The organism is Salinimicrobium sediminis (assembly GCF_900215295.1).
GTDB lineage: Bacteria > Bacteroidota > Bacteroidia > Flavobacteriales > Flavobacteriaceae > Salinimicrobium > Salinimicrobium sediminis.
The window spans coordinates 1-13,330 of sequence record NZ_OCMF01000004.1 but is presented as its reverse complement, the minus strand read 5'-3'; the positions used below and the strand labels follow the sequence as shown (position 1 = coordinate 13,330).

Genomic DNA, 13,330 nt, shown 5'->3' with positions numbered 1-13,330 from the left:
CCTCTCTTATGGTAGTGAGGGGAGATGGGACCCGGGATTAGATGAGGAAAGTCAAAATGGAAATTATGGAGGCCATTCCTCCACGAAAATACTTTTCAATCTAAACGTTCCATTATGCAGGTCAAAAAGAACCCCAATGCAGATCCCGGCAAGTATAGTTTCATTTTTTTCCAGATAGGATTGATAGTGATGCTTAGCCTTACCTATTTTGGATTGGAATGGAAATCCTATCAGGGCGATGATCTGGACAAACAGCGGGTGCAGATCAACAGCTTTGAGCAGGAGGATGTTCCCATCACCCAGGTAAATACTCCCCCGCCTCCGCCACCTCCGCCACCACCTGCCATGCCCGAGATCATTGAGGTCATCGAGGATAAGTTGGATATAGAGGAAACAAAGATTGAATCTACCGAAACAAATCAGAATGAAGCCATAGAACCTATTGCGGAAGTGGAGGACATTGCTTTTGAAGAGGAAGAGGAAGAGATAGAAAAGATCCCGTTTATGTTAGTAGAAAACATTCCGATTTACCCCGGATGTGAAAACGTAAAAGGAAAAGATGCCCAGAAAAAATGTATGTCCGAAAAAATTGATGCTCACGTGCAGCAGGAATTCAGGACTTATATCAGCGAACAGCTGGGTCTCACCGGATTCAACAGGATCTATGTGATCTTCAAGATAGATGCAAAGGGCTACGTGGCAGATATCAGGGCCCGGGGACCAAATAAGCAATTGGAAGAAGAAGCCATTAGAGTGGTGAAGCTGCTCCCACAAATGAAACCCGGAAGACAAAGAGATAAACCTGTTGCAGTAGAATATTCACTCCCTATTATGTTCGAGATCCGGGAAAGTATTTAGATCAGTGATCCTTATTCATTTATCAGGTAGCAATTGATATAATTCAATTGAGAGGTTCCTGGTAGGAACAAAAGATACTTCTGAAGCTGAAAAAATTGGATTTTCTCCATTCGTATGGATTTTTTCCTACATTTTTGAAAATTCTTTTCTATTTTTACCTTTTTAAAGCTTCATGAAAGATCAGTTATTTGCAGTTATTGATGTTGAAACTACTGGAGGGGGAATAAATGGAAATCGTCTTACAGAGATCTGTGTGGTTTTACTGCGCGGCAGTAAGATCATAGATAAATTTACCAGCCTTATCAACCCTGAAAAAGAAATTCCGCGACACATCACGGGATTAACCGGAATTGACAATGAAATGCTGGCAGATGCACCGAAGTTTCATGAGGTCGCTAAAAAGATCGAAGAGATCACCCGTGATGCCATCTTCGTGGCTCACAACGTGAATTTTGATTATAATGTGCTGCGGAATGAGTTTTCAGATCTGGGATTCGATTATTCCCGTCGTAAGCTTTGTACCGTTCGTCTTTCCCGAAAGCTCATTCCGGGATTGTTTTCCTATAGCCTTGGCAGGTTATGCGATTCTATTAGTATTCCTATTTCCAACCGCCACAGGGCAGAAGGGGATACCGATGCTACAGTAATTCTTTTTCAGCGATTACTCTCTCTGGATGAGGATTTTAAGGTGATCAATTCCTTTTTACATGCCCGCTCAAGGCAGGCTACCTTACCCCCGCATATTGAGGCTGAACAGATCCATAGCTTGCCTGAAAGTCCCGGGATCTATCTTTTCAAGGACCGGCAACATAAGGTGATCTATGCTGGCAAAGCCATAGATATCAAGAAGCGCGTAGTTTCACATTTTTACGACCGCATGAGTAAGGAATATCAGCTGGGCCAGGAAACCTTTCACATTGATTATGAAACAACAGGGAATGAACTTATAGCCCTGCTATTGGAAGCCGAGTGCATCAGGAAGTATTATCCTAAGTATAACAGAGCTCAGAAACGCCCGGGTCCCGTATATCAGATCGTAAGTTATTTTAACCAAAGAGGTGTTTTACAGCTCGCTCTGGAAAGAACTCCTAAAAGAAGGGAATCAATAGGAACTTTTTACAGTCGGCCCCTGGCGCAGGAGAAGCTGGAATATTTATGTAGAGAATTCAAGTTGTGCCCAAAATACTGCAGTTTACAGGCTAACGTTGAAGAATGTTCCCATTATGAGATTATAAGCTGTGAGGGCATCTGTTCCGGAAAGGAGGAAGTTGCAGTTTACAATGAGAAGGTGACTGCAGCTATTGCATCTTTAACCGAAGAATCTTCCACTTATGTGATCAGGGGTAAAGGCAGGCATTTTGAGGAAGAATCCTTTGTGCTGGTAAAGGACGGAAAGTACCAGGGCTTCGGTTATATCGACCAGCATGAACAGGTAAGCGCATTGCAGGACTTTGAACCTTTTTTAAAGCGGCAGCCGGCAACATACCATACCCATAAGATCCTGAGCAACTATATGCGAAAACAGGGGGCTCCAAAAATCACCTTTTTCGAGAGGGTATCCGAAGCTTCCATAGACATCGCTACTGCCCGTGCGCATAAAAATGCGGCACTCCTAGCCTCCCATGGGACATTGTCTCTTTTTCAATAAGGGAGATTTACGCAGGACGAAGTACGAAGTTTGGGAACAATTCTTTGTGAGCTTATTTTTTACTTAGAGGTCTTTGTGTGAAAACAGGAAGTTAAGTTTTACACAAAGCGAAGTAAGCTCAGGGAAGCACATGAAGCGATTCGTTAGATGAAGCACAAAATTCCGGTTAATAGAGGTGAAATTTTAATCAAAGAAAATCATCTTCTGTTAATGATTTAAATAAAAAAACCTGATTCGCAGTTCCCGGATGAGGTATTAAATGAAACAAGGCCGACAAAATGCCGACCCTGAATTGTTGTTTGTAATTTAATTCCGCTAGTATTCCAGCATCCTAACAGTAGGCGGATATCCCGGAAGACCTATACTATTATTTTCCAGGAGCCAGAGATTGCCCTTTTTATCAAAGCTGATAGCACTGGGGAAGGAAAGCCCTGTTGCAACAACCTCTTCATTACTTCCATCCAGGTCATAGGAAGTGATAGTTCCCCCGGCGGCAAGGCCCTCAACAAAAGAAGCGATCCAACTCATTTCATCAAATTCCACTACGTAAAGTCGGCCATCAGGACCTATGGCGATGTCTATAACGGAAGTAAGTCCGTCAACGATTACCTCACATGGCCCGGAATCTTCAGAACACACAACATGGGTTGCATCTGCAGGAATCTTCCAAACCCTTGAAAGACCAATAGGTAAGCCCGCTTCTTCAGACACGGCTCCCGTAAGTTCTCCTACATAAACATAACCATCAGGTCCTACCGCAACAGAGGTGGGAACAGGTTGTACATAACAGGGAATGTCTGCATCATCCCCGGCAAACCAGCGTACGAGGTAGTTCCCTTCATCATCTGTAGGTGGGGTAAAGACCGCTTTCCAGTCGACCTCCCCGGTTGTTGTTGCCGAAAGCAGCGTATTTCCTGCGGCATCGGCCACTAAAGCTGTGTTACCTGAGAGCGCAGCTACCTTAAATGGATTATTTTGTGGTCCCGCACTAAACCCATCTGTAGCTTCACACAGCTGATTTTTCCACATTAATCCTTCGTAGGCATCGGGATCATTTTCTCTTTCAAATGCTCCCAGGTCGGCAACCATCCGTGCATTGCCCTGGGAGACCCGGTATAATGCCCCGGTTTGAGCCAGGTCACTACCGGCTGTGGTCACAAAAGCATTTCCTGCACCTATAGTCGCAATTCCCTGGATGTTGTTATCTGCTTCAAATTTTGACATGGTGGAGATTTTCCCATTCCTAATGATCTGGATTTCCTTCATATCTCCGGAATTCAACCCCACCAGGACAGCTCCGTCCGGGGTAGTAGCAATATCATAAACAGGTGCCGAAAATTCAAATGGCTCCGCCATTACCTCTGCTTTAGCATTAAGACCGGCTTCTTCAAAGCCTTCAGTAGATTCCTTTTCGCACGAAATAATTAAAAAAACAAGCGCGTTCAGGAACAAAAGGTTCCTCCATTTGAGATTGGTAAAGTTTTTCCCTACAGTTTTCATAATAAATATTTATTGGTTAATAAATCGATTACAAACTAATTAGGGGAAAGAAGAGGAGGAGGGAAATTAAAATTACAATTTTTTAGGAGCCCTTAAGTTAATTTTATGCTAACTAATGATAAATCAGCCAATTATAGAAACTAATGCGCAGGTAAGATTAGTTCAAATACCCTGACGTCCTATCCTGAATTTATTGCGGTACTGCACCGGAGAGATGCCCGTGATCTTCTTAAATGTATTGCGGAAAGATTTCTCGTCGGAATAGCCAATCCCGTACATGACCTCGTTGACGTTTTCCCGGGAAACTTCCAGACTTCGTTTTGCCGCTTCAACTTTCACCCGCTGAATATAAGTGGTGATGGTATTATGCGTTGCTTTTTTGAAGCGGCGTTCCAGGCTTCTACGGCTTAAAGCCAGTTTTTCTGCCAGCTCCTCTACCTGGATCTTTTCATTAAAATTATGTTCGATATATTCCTGTGCTCTCTGTACTACCTCATCCTCATGTGCTTTTTGCCCCCTAAACATGATAAAGGGGGATTGGCTGGCTTTGTCTATATCGATCATAAAGGTTTTTGCGGTAAGCAAGGCAATGTCTCTGCCGGCAAACTTCTCGACCAGGTACAGGAGTAGGTTAAGATAGGAATAGGCTCCCCCGCTGGTATAGATGCCCCCGTCTTCGGTCATGATCCTGTCATCTACCAGCTGCACCTTTGGAAACATTTTTCTAAACCCATCGGCATGTATCCAATGGGTAGAGCATTGTTTTCCATCAAGCAGTCCTGTAGCTGCAAGAAAAAAAGCAGCGACGCAAAAACTGGCAATTTCAGCGCCGTTAGTGTACTGCTGTTGTAGCCAGGGAATGAATTCCCTGTTCCGGGTAAGAGCAATTTCAGGATCATCATGGATGGCAGGAATAACAACAAGATCGGTTTGTGAAATGTCGGAGATAAATTTTTCAGGGTGAACGCTAAAGAGGCCGTTGCTTTGATCTGTAGGATTTGAGATTCCAATAAGTTCTACCTTAAAGACGGGAGGTTTTCCCTCTTCCTGCAGGAAAGAATTTACCTGGTTGAGGATTTGGTGAGTTCCTACAATATTCACGAGACTGGTGTGACCCTTCGGTATTAAAATAGAGACGTGCTTCAGCATAAGCTTCAGGAAATAAGTGGATTATAAATGTACTTAAAATGAGTGAATATTTCATTACTATCCCGAATGTCGCAAACACCCCTTCAAGTTGTCGGAATGCCCCCTTCCCAAAAAAGACATTTTAAGCTAGCTTTACTTTGAACAAAATAATTCCGAAGCTATGAGAGAAAAGGAAGAATTCATAAGAGATTTTAATGAAGCATTTTCTAAAAATGACCAGGATTTTATCCTTAACAACATGACCGAAGATATCATCTGGGATTTCATTGGGGAAAGGAAAGTAGAAGGAAAAGAGGCGGTAAAGGAATTTATGAAACCTATGGAGAAGGTGGAGACCCTGGAACTCGAACTGGAGCAGATCATTACCCATGGACGAACTGCAGCTGCAAACGGCCGAATGAAAATAAGGGAAGCCTCAGGAGAAATCAAAAGTTTTGGCTTTGCCGACTTTTATGTCTTTAGCGGCCTTAAAACCCCTAAAGTGAAAAAAATGACCTCCTATGTGGTGGGCTTGAAGGAAGAAAAAAAAGAAAACCTATGAAAGAAATTCATCAAAAAATAGTGCCCTGTTTATGGTTTGATACAGAGGCAGAGGAAGCCGCGGACTTTTATACCTCCGTTTTTTCCAATTCGAAGATCAATTCCAGAACCCGGTATCCCGAAGCGGGACAGGAGATACATCAAAAAGAGGCCGGATCAATCATGACCGTAGAATTTGAACTGGAAGGATACCACCTGCTTGCACTTAACGGAGGTCCGCATTTCAAATTCAATCCCTCTGTTTCCCTGTTCGTAATGTGTCGGAATGAAGAGGAAATAAATAATTTGTGGCAGGGACTATTGGCAGGAGGAAATGAGATGATGCCACTGGACAGCTATGACTGGAGCCCGCGGTATGGGTGGTTACAGGATCGTTACGGCCTTAACTGGCAGCTCATGATCGATGATAGCGAATATCATCCGGAGCAGCGAATTTGTCCTCTTATCTTTTTTACCGGTGCCCGGCACGGAAAGGCAGAGGCGGCTATAGAATTCTATACTTCTGTCTTTGAAAAGTCTAAAGTGGAGGGTATTCAGAAATATGAAAAAAATGACCATAATGAATATGCTCTCGGAAAAGTAAAACATGCACAGTTCCTGCTGCAGGGAGAAACTTTTATGGCCATGGACAGCGGGATGGAGAACGATTTTCCTTTTAATGAAGCCGTATCCTTTATGGTGAATTGTAAAGATCAGGCAGAAATCGATAAATACTGGCAGTTATTGACCGAAGGTGGAGATCCGCAGGCGCAACAATGCGGATGGTTAAAAGATAAATTCGGGGTTTCCTGGCAGGTGGCGCCAGTAGGGATGGAGGAAATCTTCAATCAACCCGACAGGGAAAAAGCAAACCGGGCAATGGATGCAATGATGAAAATGAAAAAGATCGAGCTTGATCAATTAACAATTAATCAATGATCAATAATCAGTAAATAATTTAAAATTACAAAGATGAAACGCAAACAGTATGAAATCACAGTCAATGCTCCAAGGGAGCAGGTATGGGAAGCTCTTTGGGGGAAAGGTTCCTATGAAGAATGGACTTCAGCTTTTTCTGAAGGTTCCACAGTTAAAACCGATTGGGAAGAAGGCGGAAAAGTTCTGTTTGTAAATGCCGAAAACGAAGGCATGGTGGCCCGGATCCAGGAAAAGAAAGCACCCGAAAAAATGGTCTTTAAACACCTTGGTATGGTGGACAAAGAAGGAAATGAAGATTACGACAGCGAAAAAGTCAAAGCCTGGAGTGGGGCAGAGGAGATCTATATCCTGAAAGCCGACGGACAGAAAACTAACCTCATTGTGGAAATGGACCTTGATGAAGGATACGAGAACTATTTCGACGAAGCCTGGCCAAAAGCCTTTGAAAAGTTGAAAAAGCTCGCAGAAAAGTCCTGAAGGAATTCTTTGTGAGCTTATTTTAATCTTCGTATCCTTTATGTGAAAAATGGACATGGAGTTTACACAAAGCCAAGTAAAAACAGGGAAGTACCGCGATTCCCAATTCCTTACCCCTGGTTTCTTTTCACCAACTAACTAACTAACCAATTCACAAATTCACCAATTAACTAATTAACCAATTCACCAATTCACCAATTCACCAATTCACCAATTCACCAATTCACCAATTCACCAATTCACCAATTCACATTATCCCATTTCCCGAATGTGAATATCTCTTTACACTTTAACTAAGTTTCGCCTGCTTAAAATGATATTTTTGGCACCCTAAAAAATCTTAACTATGAGCGTAACCTGGTATGAATGTAAGGTGAAATACAGAAAAACACACGAAACGGGAGAGCAGAAAGTGACTACAGATACTTATTTGCTGGATGCAGTGTCCTATACGGAAGCAGAGTCAAGAATTACTGAAGAAATGGCTGCTTACACTAATGAAGAATTCAGGATCACAAACATTAAGGTGGCCAATTATTCTGAAGTCCATCCTTTTGAAAATTCCGATCGCTGGTTTAAATCCAAGGTATCTCTGATAGCCCTTGATGAAGAAAGCGGCAAAGAAAGAAAGACCAACATGTATCTCCTGGTGCAGGCGAACGATATTAAAGAAGCTTTTGAAAACACCACAAAGGCCATGGCAGATACGATGGGAGATTATACGATCCCTATGATCACCGAGTCTCCAATTCTTGACGTTTTCCCTTATTTCACAGGAGAAGAGGAGCAGTTGGAGAAATATGGGGTAGTGGAAAATTCTGAACCTTCCGAAGTATCCGAAGTAGAGGAAGAACAAGTTAAAGCTCCGGAAGAAGTTTAGGCTTTTTGATTATTTTTTATAAACATTAAAGCATCACCTCCCGATCCATTCGGGAGGTTTTTTTGTTTTAAGGGGCAGATCGTAATGATGGCTATGAGGCCCTTTTACCGTAATGCAGATTTTAATGAATTTCCCCGGGCAGGAATACCCGGATGATCTTCTCCTCATTAATATAATGCAAAGCTGCAGGCCTTATATACATATCGTGGAATGGACCATTAAAATTTCCAAGTTTTATCACCTCTTTTACCGAACCGCTTCTCTCCACCACCCGGTAATAGGAACAACTGTCCAACCAATTAATTCTGTAGGTGGCCACACCGTCTATAGCGTATCTTGTTTCATAATCCTTTTTATCCTTAATGAATCTTAGGATGGTATCTCCCCCTGCAATAAATTTTCCATATTTAACTTTGTGGCACTTTTTAAAGTCAGGCTTTAGAACAAAATTTTCTTTCTCCAGCAGACTTTTATATTCCGGCTCATCTGGCCAGATGAATCTTTCGAATAAAAATGCAGCCAAAAGAAACAACATACTGAGGAATACTCTTCCGAATTGAAATCCGCCTATTCCAAGCAGCAGGTTAGTTGAATTATTTATAATCCCAAAAATCCCTGCATACAATACAAATGCCCCCAGGATGATTGCAAAAATATTTATGTAAGAATAGCCTGAAATGAAATCTGAATTAATTCCCAGCATGATAAACAGGCAAAAGCCGATCCCAATAATAAATGGTAACAGAATATTTCTGGGGAGATTATCTTTCATGCTTCGTCTGTAGCAGCTGTTTACTACTAAAATAGCTTTATAATCAGGAAATAGAGTGAAAGCGATGCAGGATTTTTTTAATAGTTTTTTCTAATTTAGGAGCCGGCCTCAGCAACCGCTTTGGTTTCAGCTTTATTAATTCTATTAATATATCTATGAGAAAAGTTTTCCTGCTGTTCATCCTCGTTTCCTGCTTCTCCTGTAAAACCGAAAAGCAGCCTTTAATAAGCCCTTCCCCTTCTTCGGAAAGAGGACTGGTGGTTTCAAATGCCATGGTGGTTTCGGCACGGGAAGAGGCTTCAAAAATAGGCCTCGAGATCATACGCGAGGGAGGCAATGCCTTTGATGCAATGGTTGCTACAGAAATGGCCCTGGCCGTAGCCTTTCCCTTTGCCGGAAATCTTGGGGGTGGCGGTTTCATGGTCTATCGTCTTAGTGATGGAACAACAGGAGCATTGGATTACCGTGAAAAGGCGCCGCTGCTGGCCACCCGAACCATGTATCAGGATAGCCTCGGAAATGTAGACCCCGAAAAAAGCCGTTATGGAGGTCTGGCGGTAGGAGTACCGGGAACTGTTGCCGGAATTTTTGCTGTACATGAAAAATTTGGTTCCCTACCTATGGAAAGGCTGTTACAGCCGGTGATCGACCTCGCCAAAAAAGGTATTGTGATAACTAAAAATCAGCAGAATTCCCTGGAATATTATCGGGATCAATTTCTCGAAGCCAATGGAGATACGATACTCTTTGCACAAAAGTATAAGGCAGGGGATACTTTAAAAAATGCTGCCCTGGCTGCCACTTTAGAAGCTTTGGTGCAGAAAGGAAAGGATGAGTTTTACAGGGGTAAAATAGCTGAAAAGATAGTTGCTTTTCTTCAGGAAAAAGGGGGGCTGATTTCCATGCAGGATCTTGCTGCTTATGAGGCAGTCTGGAGAGAACCGGTAAGTTTTACCTATGACGATCTAAGAGTGATCTCTATGTCACCACCCTCCAGCGGCGGTATTGTGATGGGACAGATCATGAAAATGATCGAACCTTTTCCGCTTCATGAATACGGACATAATTCTGAAAAAGCAATTCAGGTAATTACCGAAGCTGAAAGAAGAGCTTATGCCGATCGCGGATATTACCTGGGGGATCCCGACTTTGTAGAGGTGCCTCAAAATACCCTTTTAAGCCGGGAATACCTGGAGGACAGGATGGATAGCTTTAGCTTTGGGCGTGCTACGCCTTCTTCGGCGCTTGAGCATGGCAGCGTAGCCGGATACGAAAGCGATGAGACCACTCATTATTCCATTGTGGATGCAGTAGGAAATGCCGTTTCTGTTACCACTACACTCAATGGGGCATACGGTTCTAAACTTTACATTGGGGAGCTGGGTTTCTTTCTGAATAACGAGATGGATGACTTTAGCGCGAAGCCCGGAGTACCAAATATGTTTGGCCTTGTAGGTGCTGAAGCAAATGCCATTGAGCCGGAAAAAAGAATGCTGAGCTCCATGACGCCTACCATAGTTGAAAAGGAAGGAGAGCTTTATATGGTGTTAGGTTCTCCCGGAGGTTCAACAATCATTACTTCGGTGATGCAAACCATCTTAAATGTTGTCGAATATAATATGAGTATGCAGGAAGCGGTGAATGCTCCCAGATTTCATCATCAATGGCTTCCGGACGAGGTGCTGTTTGAACCCGATTCTTTTGATGAAAACCTGCTTAAAAAGCTAAAATTAAAAGGATATAACATCAACGAAGGGGAATCCCGTATCCTTGGAAAAGTGGATGCTATTCTTGTCCTGCCAGACGGTAGCCTGGAAGGCGGTGCCGACAGGAGGGGAGATGATGCAGCGGTAGGTTACTAGAAGGTCTTTTTTCACAATTGAATGCATGCTCTGTCAGTAAACACAGGGCATTTTTTCTTTTTAAATAATGAGGTCCCGGAGATAATTCCGGAATAATAAAAAAAAATAAAAAGTAAATAACACTTTACATTTATTTTTGTTTTACATTTGTAAAGTAAACATTACATTATATCAAACCTTAATTACTTAAAGATGAAAAAAGAGCGCAGAAAAAATCTCACTCAATTAGCCGCATGGACCTGGAGTTGGGTTGCTACCCTGGCAATTGCCACGTTTGGACCCAAATTCATCTGGGATGATCATATTCTCCTTACGGTTCTGGCCGTTACGGTAAATTTCACCAACGGAATTTTGATGATCATAGCCAATAGGAAATTTTTTAATAACCTGGATGAACTGGAACGGAAGATTCATCTGGAATCTCTGGCGCTTACCCTTGGATTAGCGGTTGTTGTTGGGCTTACCTACTCCCTGCTTGACGTCACTGATCTTATCACTTTTGATGCTGAAATAAGTAATCTGGTGATGTTTATCGGCCTGGCCTATGGTATTATTCTCACCGTAAATACCCGGAGATATTCATGAAAAATAGGCTGAAAGTCCTGCGGGCTGAGAACAACTATACTCAGGAAGATCTGGCAGAATATATCGGGGTTTCGCGACAAACCATCAATGCCATTGAAAAGGGAAAATTTGATCCCAGTTTACCTACGGCATTCCGGATCTCGAAGCTTTTTAAATTGTCAATTGAAGATATATTTCAATTTGAAGAGAATTAAATTTTGCCGGGTTAAGATCCTTGAACCAATTAGGTTTATTCGGCTGGAAATCTTCTCTGTTTACGGCTTTTTTAAATCTGTCTTCCGATATTTTTTTCTGCTGCGCTTTAACCCAGCGAAAAACACATCTTCCGGAATAAAAACCATTTTAACCGACAGCATAAGTGAAAGGAGCGATTCGAAATGACAGTAGATCAAAATAAAGCCCGATCTTCTTTAAAAGAGAGATCAGGCTTAATTTTTTGCTTATACCTTTTTGGAAGAAGCCGGTTCTTTATTCAGTTACAATAATTCCAATCGGCTCAAGAATAGTTTCTCTCTCTGCAATGTAAAGGCCGTGATCTCCACTTTTAGCAAGTTCATCTATGCTTACTCCGGGAGTTCCGCGTTGTAGTTCATACGCCTCTCCAACTATAGCTGTACCATAACCCATGTCTGCAAGAGAGCCTGCTGTTATACGGCTAAGGGGATTTACTCCATAATTGATATATCCGGTCATCAACTCGTTCCTGAGCAGGGATTCTCTCCAGTGACCACCGGCAGTACCCGGGCCTCCTTTATTCTCTATTGGAAGGAAATTAGTTCCTCCTTCAGCTTTCCAGAAGTTATTTGCCATTTTACCGCTGAAGTAAGGATCACTTGCAGGCCCTTGTTTTAATTGTCTGTAATAGTTCCATAAAGTACCTATGCCTAATACATGGCCCATTTCGTGGACAATTACATTTTCAAAAAGATCTCTTTCATCGAGAAATTCAAGATCATCTACATCAAAGTACATTACACCTGATAACGGCAAACGGTCATAGGTTCTAAGGTAACGAGGTCCTGCCTGACCAAGAATTTTCCCGGGTCCATCAATAGGCGCTATAACTACTTCAATAATAATATCGTCCACAGTACCACTAACTACAGGGGGAAACCCTGCGAATGCTGAAGGAATAGTAGCGGTTATAGAGGGAACATCTTTAATAATTATTCTTTCCCATCTTGCTGCGGCAGCGGCAAAAACTTCTTTTTGTCTGTCTGTAACATCTACAACATATTTAATCGTGATGTTAAACCTTCCATCATCAACCCCCGGTGCCTCGGTAGTTTTATTGAAGTTTTTTTGATCAGCGGTTAGCGATCCGGGGATTTCAATTAAGTTCTCCTGTGCCGGAACCAGAGTAAAAAGTCCAGTTTGTTCAAGTGCGGTGTCTGCTTCGAGGTCTGTAAGTTCAGTATTGTCTGAACAGGACGAAAGAAGCAGGGAGCCAATTACACCTCCCAGGGTGAAAAGTTTTGTAAGAGAATTTCTTCCCGAAAAAAATGACATAGTTGGGGCTGCATCAGGAGAAAAAGTGTCTCCCGAAGAATTTAAATTTTTCTTCATTTTAAGTTTTTTATTTAATTAGTCAAAAGCTGTTGCGGCCACCTAACAGTCTCATTTTAAAGAGGCTGCTAAAATAGATGAATAATAGTTTCGTGCAAGCTTTATTTTTGAGGTTTAGTGTTAAATATCCTCATTGTGCGAATAACATTAAAAACAGGTTGAAATAGACTAAGAATCATAAAGAGGGGCGTCACGCAAAAGACTTGTGATCTGACGGCAGGTTCGTTTCCCCGTCAGTTGGAGGTAATTTCATCCTGCCGCTACTCGAAACATTTTCTCCTGCGCTTTTGCGCAGTAGAAAACACTCGAAGTGACGGCAGATTCATTCCCGTCAATTTGAGTGAATTTAGACCCGCGATGGCAGGAACAAATTTGTATCGAGAACGACGGAATAGATTCCTGCCTCTGTTCTCGATGAAATTTTCTCTCTCACTATCGTTCGAGAAAAAACCATTCGAACTGACAGCAGGTTCGTTTCCCCGTCAGTTCGATTTCTATGACAAAACCAAACGATTTTGGTAATATGTTTTGTTCTTGATCAGGGCCATAGCGATGTGGATTAATTTGTTTCTTAC

General features: G+C 42.3%; 13 protein-coding genes. 9 read left to right on the top strand and 4 right to left on the bottom strand.

The features are described from left to right. Nucleotides 1-114 precede the first annotated feature (114 nt). Both CRO16_RS13020 and CRO16_RS13015 read left to right on the top strand, forming a co-directional pair. Nucleotides 115-858, top strand: a complete 744-nt coding sequence (locus tag CRO16_RS13020) for an energy transducer TonB (RefSeq protein ID WP_097056834.1) — start codon at nt 115-117, stop codon at nt 856-858. Nucleotides 859-1,030: 172 nt separating this feature from the next. Beyond that, on the top strand, nt 1,031-2,506 hold the full coding sequence (locus CRO16_RS13015; protein ID WP_097056833.1) for an exonuclease domain-containing protein: 1,476 nt from the start codon (nt 1,031-1,033) through the stop codon (nt 2,504-2,506). Between the two features lie 315 nt (nt 2,507-2,821). On the opposite strand, the gene CRO16_RS13010 is transcribed toward CRO16_RS13015, so the two are convergent. Together CRO16_RS13010 and CRO16_RS13005 are read right to left on the bottom strand one after the other, a co-directional pair. Next, nucleotides 2,822-4,006, bottom strand: coding sequence for a ScyD/ScyE family protein (locus tag CRO16_RS13010; protein ID WP_097056832.1), 1,185 nt, complete (start codon nt 4,004-4,006; stop codon nt 2,822-2,824). Between the two features lie 162 nt (nt 4,007-4,168). Next, nucleotides 4,169-5,155, bottom strand: a complete 987-nt coding sequence (locus CRO16_RS13005) for a GlxA family transcriptional regulator (RefSeq protein WP_218839739.1) — start codon at nt 5,153-5,155, stop codon at nt 4,169-4,171. A gap of 160 nt (nt 5,156-5,315) precedes the next feature. On the opposite strand from CRO16_RS13005, the gene CRO16_RS13000 reads away from it, so the two are divergent. The 4 genes from CRO16_RS13000 (at nt 5,316) to CRO16_RS12985 (ending at nt 7,970) form a co-directional block, all read left to right on the top strand. Continuing rightward, a complete protein-coding gene (locus CRO16_RS13000; RefSeq protein ID WP_097056831.1) occupies nt 5,316-5,696 on the top strand; it encodes a nuclear transport factor 2 family protein in 381 nt (126 codons plus the stop codon). After that, nucleotides 5,693-6,613, top strand: coding sequence for a VOC family protein (locus tag CRO16_RS12995; protein WP_097056830.1), 921 nt, complete (start codon nt 5,693-5,695; stop codon nt 6,611-6,613). Before CRO16_RS13000 ends, CRO16_RS12995 begins: the two co-directional genes overlap by 4 nt. A 33-nt stretch (nt 6,614-6,646) precedes the next feature. Further along, nucleotides 6,647-7,090: an SRPBCC family protein gene (locus tag CRO16_RS12990; protein ID WP_097056829.1), complete on the top strand. Its 444-nt coding sequence runs from the start codon at nt 6,647-6,649 to the stop codon at nt 7,088-7,090. 346 nt (nt 7,091-7,436) lie between these two features. Then, nucleotides 7,437-7,970 (top strand): DUF4494 domain-containing protein, encoded by a 534-nt coding sequence (locus CRO16_RS12985; protein WP_097056828.1) that lies wholly within the window; start codon nt 7,437-7,439, stop codon nt 7,968-7,970. Between the two features lie 121 nt (nt 7,971-8,091). On the opposite strand, the gene CRO16_RS12980 is transcribed toward CRO16_RS12985, so the two are convergent. Then, nucleotides 8,092-8,742 (bottom strand): hypothetical protein, encoded by a 651-nt coding sequence (locus CRO16_RS12980; RefSeq protein WP_097056827.1) that lies wholly within the window; start codon nt 8,740-8,742, stop codon nt 8,092-8,094. 155 nt (nt 8,743-8,897) lie between these two features. Here CRO16_RS12980 and ggt point away from each other — a divergent pair, with 155 nt between their 5' ends. The 3 genes from ggt (at nt 8,898) to CRO16_RS12965 (ending at nt 11,383) form a co-directional block, all read left to right on the top strand. After that, complete coding sequence (ggt, locus tag CRO16_RS12975) at nt 8,898-10,604, top strand: gamma-glutamyltransferase (protein ID WP_097056826.1); 1,707 nt, start codon at nt 8,898-8,900, stop codon at nt 10,602-10,604. A gap of 192 nt (nt 10,605-10,796) precedes the next feature. Further along, nucleotides 10,797-11,189: a hypothetical protein gene (locus CRO16_RS12970; protein WP_097056825.1), complete on the top strand. Its 393-nt coding sequence runs from the start codon at nt 10,797-10,799 to the stop codon at nt 11,187-11,189. Beyond that, nucleotides 11,186-11,383 (top strand): helix-turn-helix transcriptional regulator, encoded by a 198-nt coding sequence (locus CRO16_RS12965; RefSeq protein WP_097056824.1) that lies wholly within the window; start codon nt 11,186-11,188, stop codon nt 11,381-11,383. Before CRO16_RS12970 ends, CRO16_RS12965 begins: the two co-directional genes overlap by 4 nt. Before the next feature lie 274 nt (nt 11,384-11,657). Here the strand turns inward: CRO16_RS12965 and CRO16_RS12960 are convergent, their stop codons facing one another. Beyond that, on the bottom strand, nt 11,658-12,755 hold the full coding sequence (locus CRO16_RS12960; protein ID WP_097056823.1) for a leishmanolysin-related zinc metalloendopeptidase: 1,098 nt from the start codon (nt 12,753-12,755) through the stop codon (nt 11,658-11,660). Nucleotides 12,756-13,330: the final 575 nt, after the last annotated feature.

Excerpts from the sequence above, each read along its gene's own strand:
- CRO16_RS13005 (WP_218839739.1), bottom strand. The coding sequence starts at position 5,155 with ATGCTGAAGCACGTCTCTATTTTAATACCGAAGGGTCACACCAGTCTC.
- CRO16_RS12985 (WP_097056828.1), top strand. The coding sequence starts at position 7,437 with ATGAGCGTAACCTGGTATGAATGTAAGGTGAAATACAGAAAAACACAC.
- CRO16_RS12995 (WP_097056830.1), top strand. The coding sequence starts at position 5,693 with ATGAAAGAAATTCATCAAAAAATAGTGCCCTGTTTATGGTTTGATACA.
- CRO16_RS12970 (WP_097056825.1), top strand. The coding sequence starts at position 10,797 with ATGAAAAAAGAGCGCAGAAAAAATCTCACTCAATTAGCCGCATGGACC.
- CRO16_RS12965 (WP_097056824.1), top strand. The coding sequence starts at position 11,186 with ATGAAAAATAGGCTGAAAGTCCTGCGGGCTGAGAACAACTATACTCAG.
- CRO16_RS13000 (WP_097056831.1), top strand. The coding sequence starts at position 5,316 with ATGAGAGAAAAGGAAGAATTCATAAGAGATTTTAATGAAGCATTTTCT.
- CRO16_RS13010 (WP_097056832.1), bottom strand. The coding sequence starts at position 4,006 with ATGAAAACTGTAGGGAAAAACTTTACCAATCTCAAATGGAGGAACCTT.
- CRO16_RS12990 (WP_097056829.1), top strand. The coding sequence starts at position 6,647 with ATGAAACGCAAACAGTATGAAATCACAGTCAATGCTCCAAGGGAGCAG.
- CRO16_RS13020 (WP_097056834.1), top strand. The coding sequence starts at position 115 with ATGCAGGTCAAAAAGAACCCCAATGCAGATCCCGGCAAGTATAGTTTC.
- CRO16_RS12980 (WP_097056827.1), bottom strand. The coding sequence starts at position 8,742 with ATGAAAGATAATCTCCCCAGAAATATTCTGTTACCATTTATTATTGGG.
- CRO16_RS12960 (WP_097056823.1), bottom strand. The coding sequence starts at position 12,755 with ATGAAGAAAAATTTAAATTCTTCGGGAGACACTTTTTCTCCTGATGCA.
- CRO16_RS13015 (WP_097056833.1), top strand. The coding sequence starts at position 1,031 with ATGAAAGATCAGTTATTTGCAGTTATTGATGTTGAAACTACTGGAGGG.
- ggt (WP_097056826.1), top strand. The coding sequence starts at position 8,898 with ATGAGAAAAGTTTTCCTGCTGTTCATCCTCGTTTCCTGCTTCTCCTGT.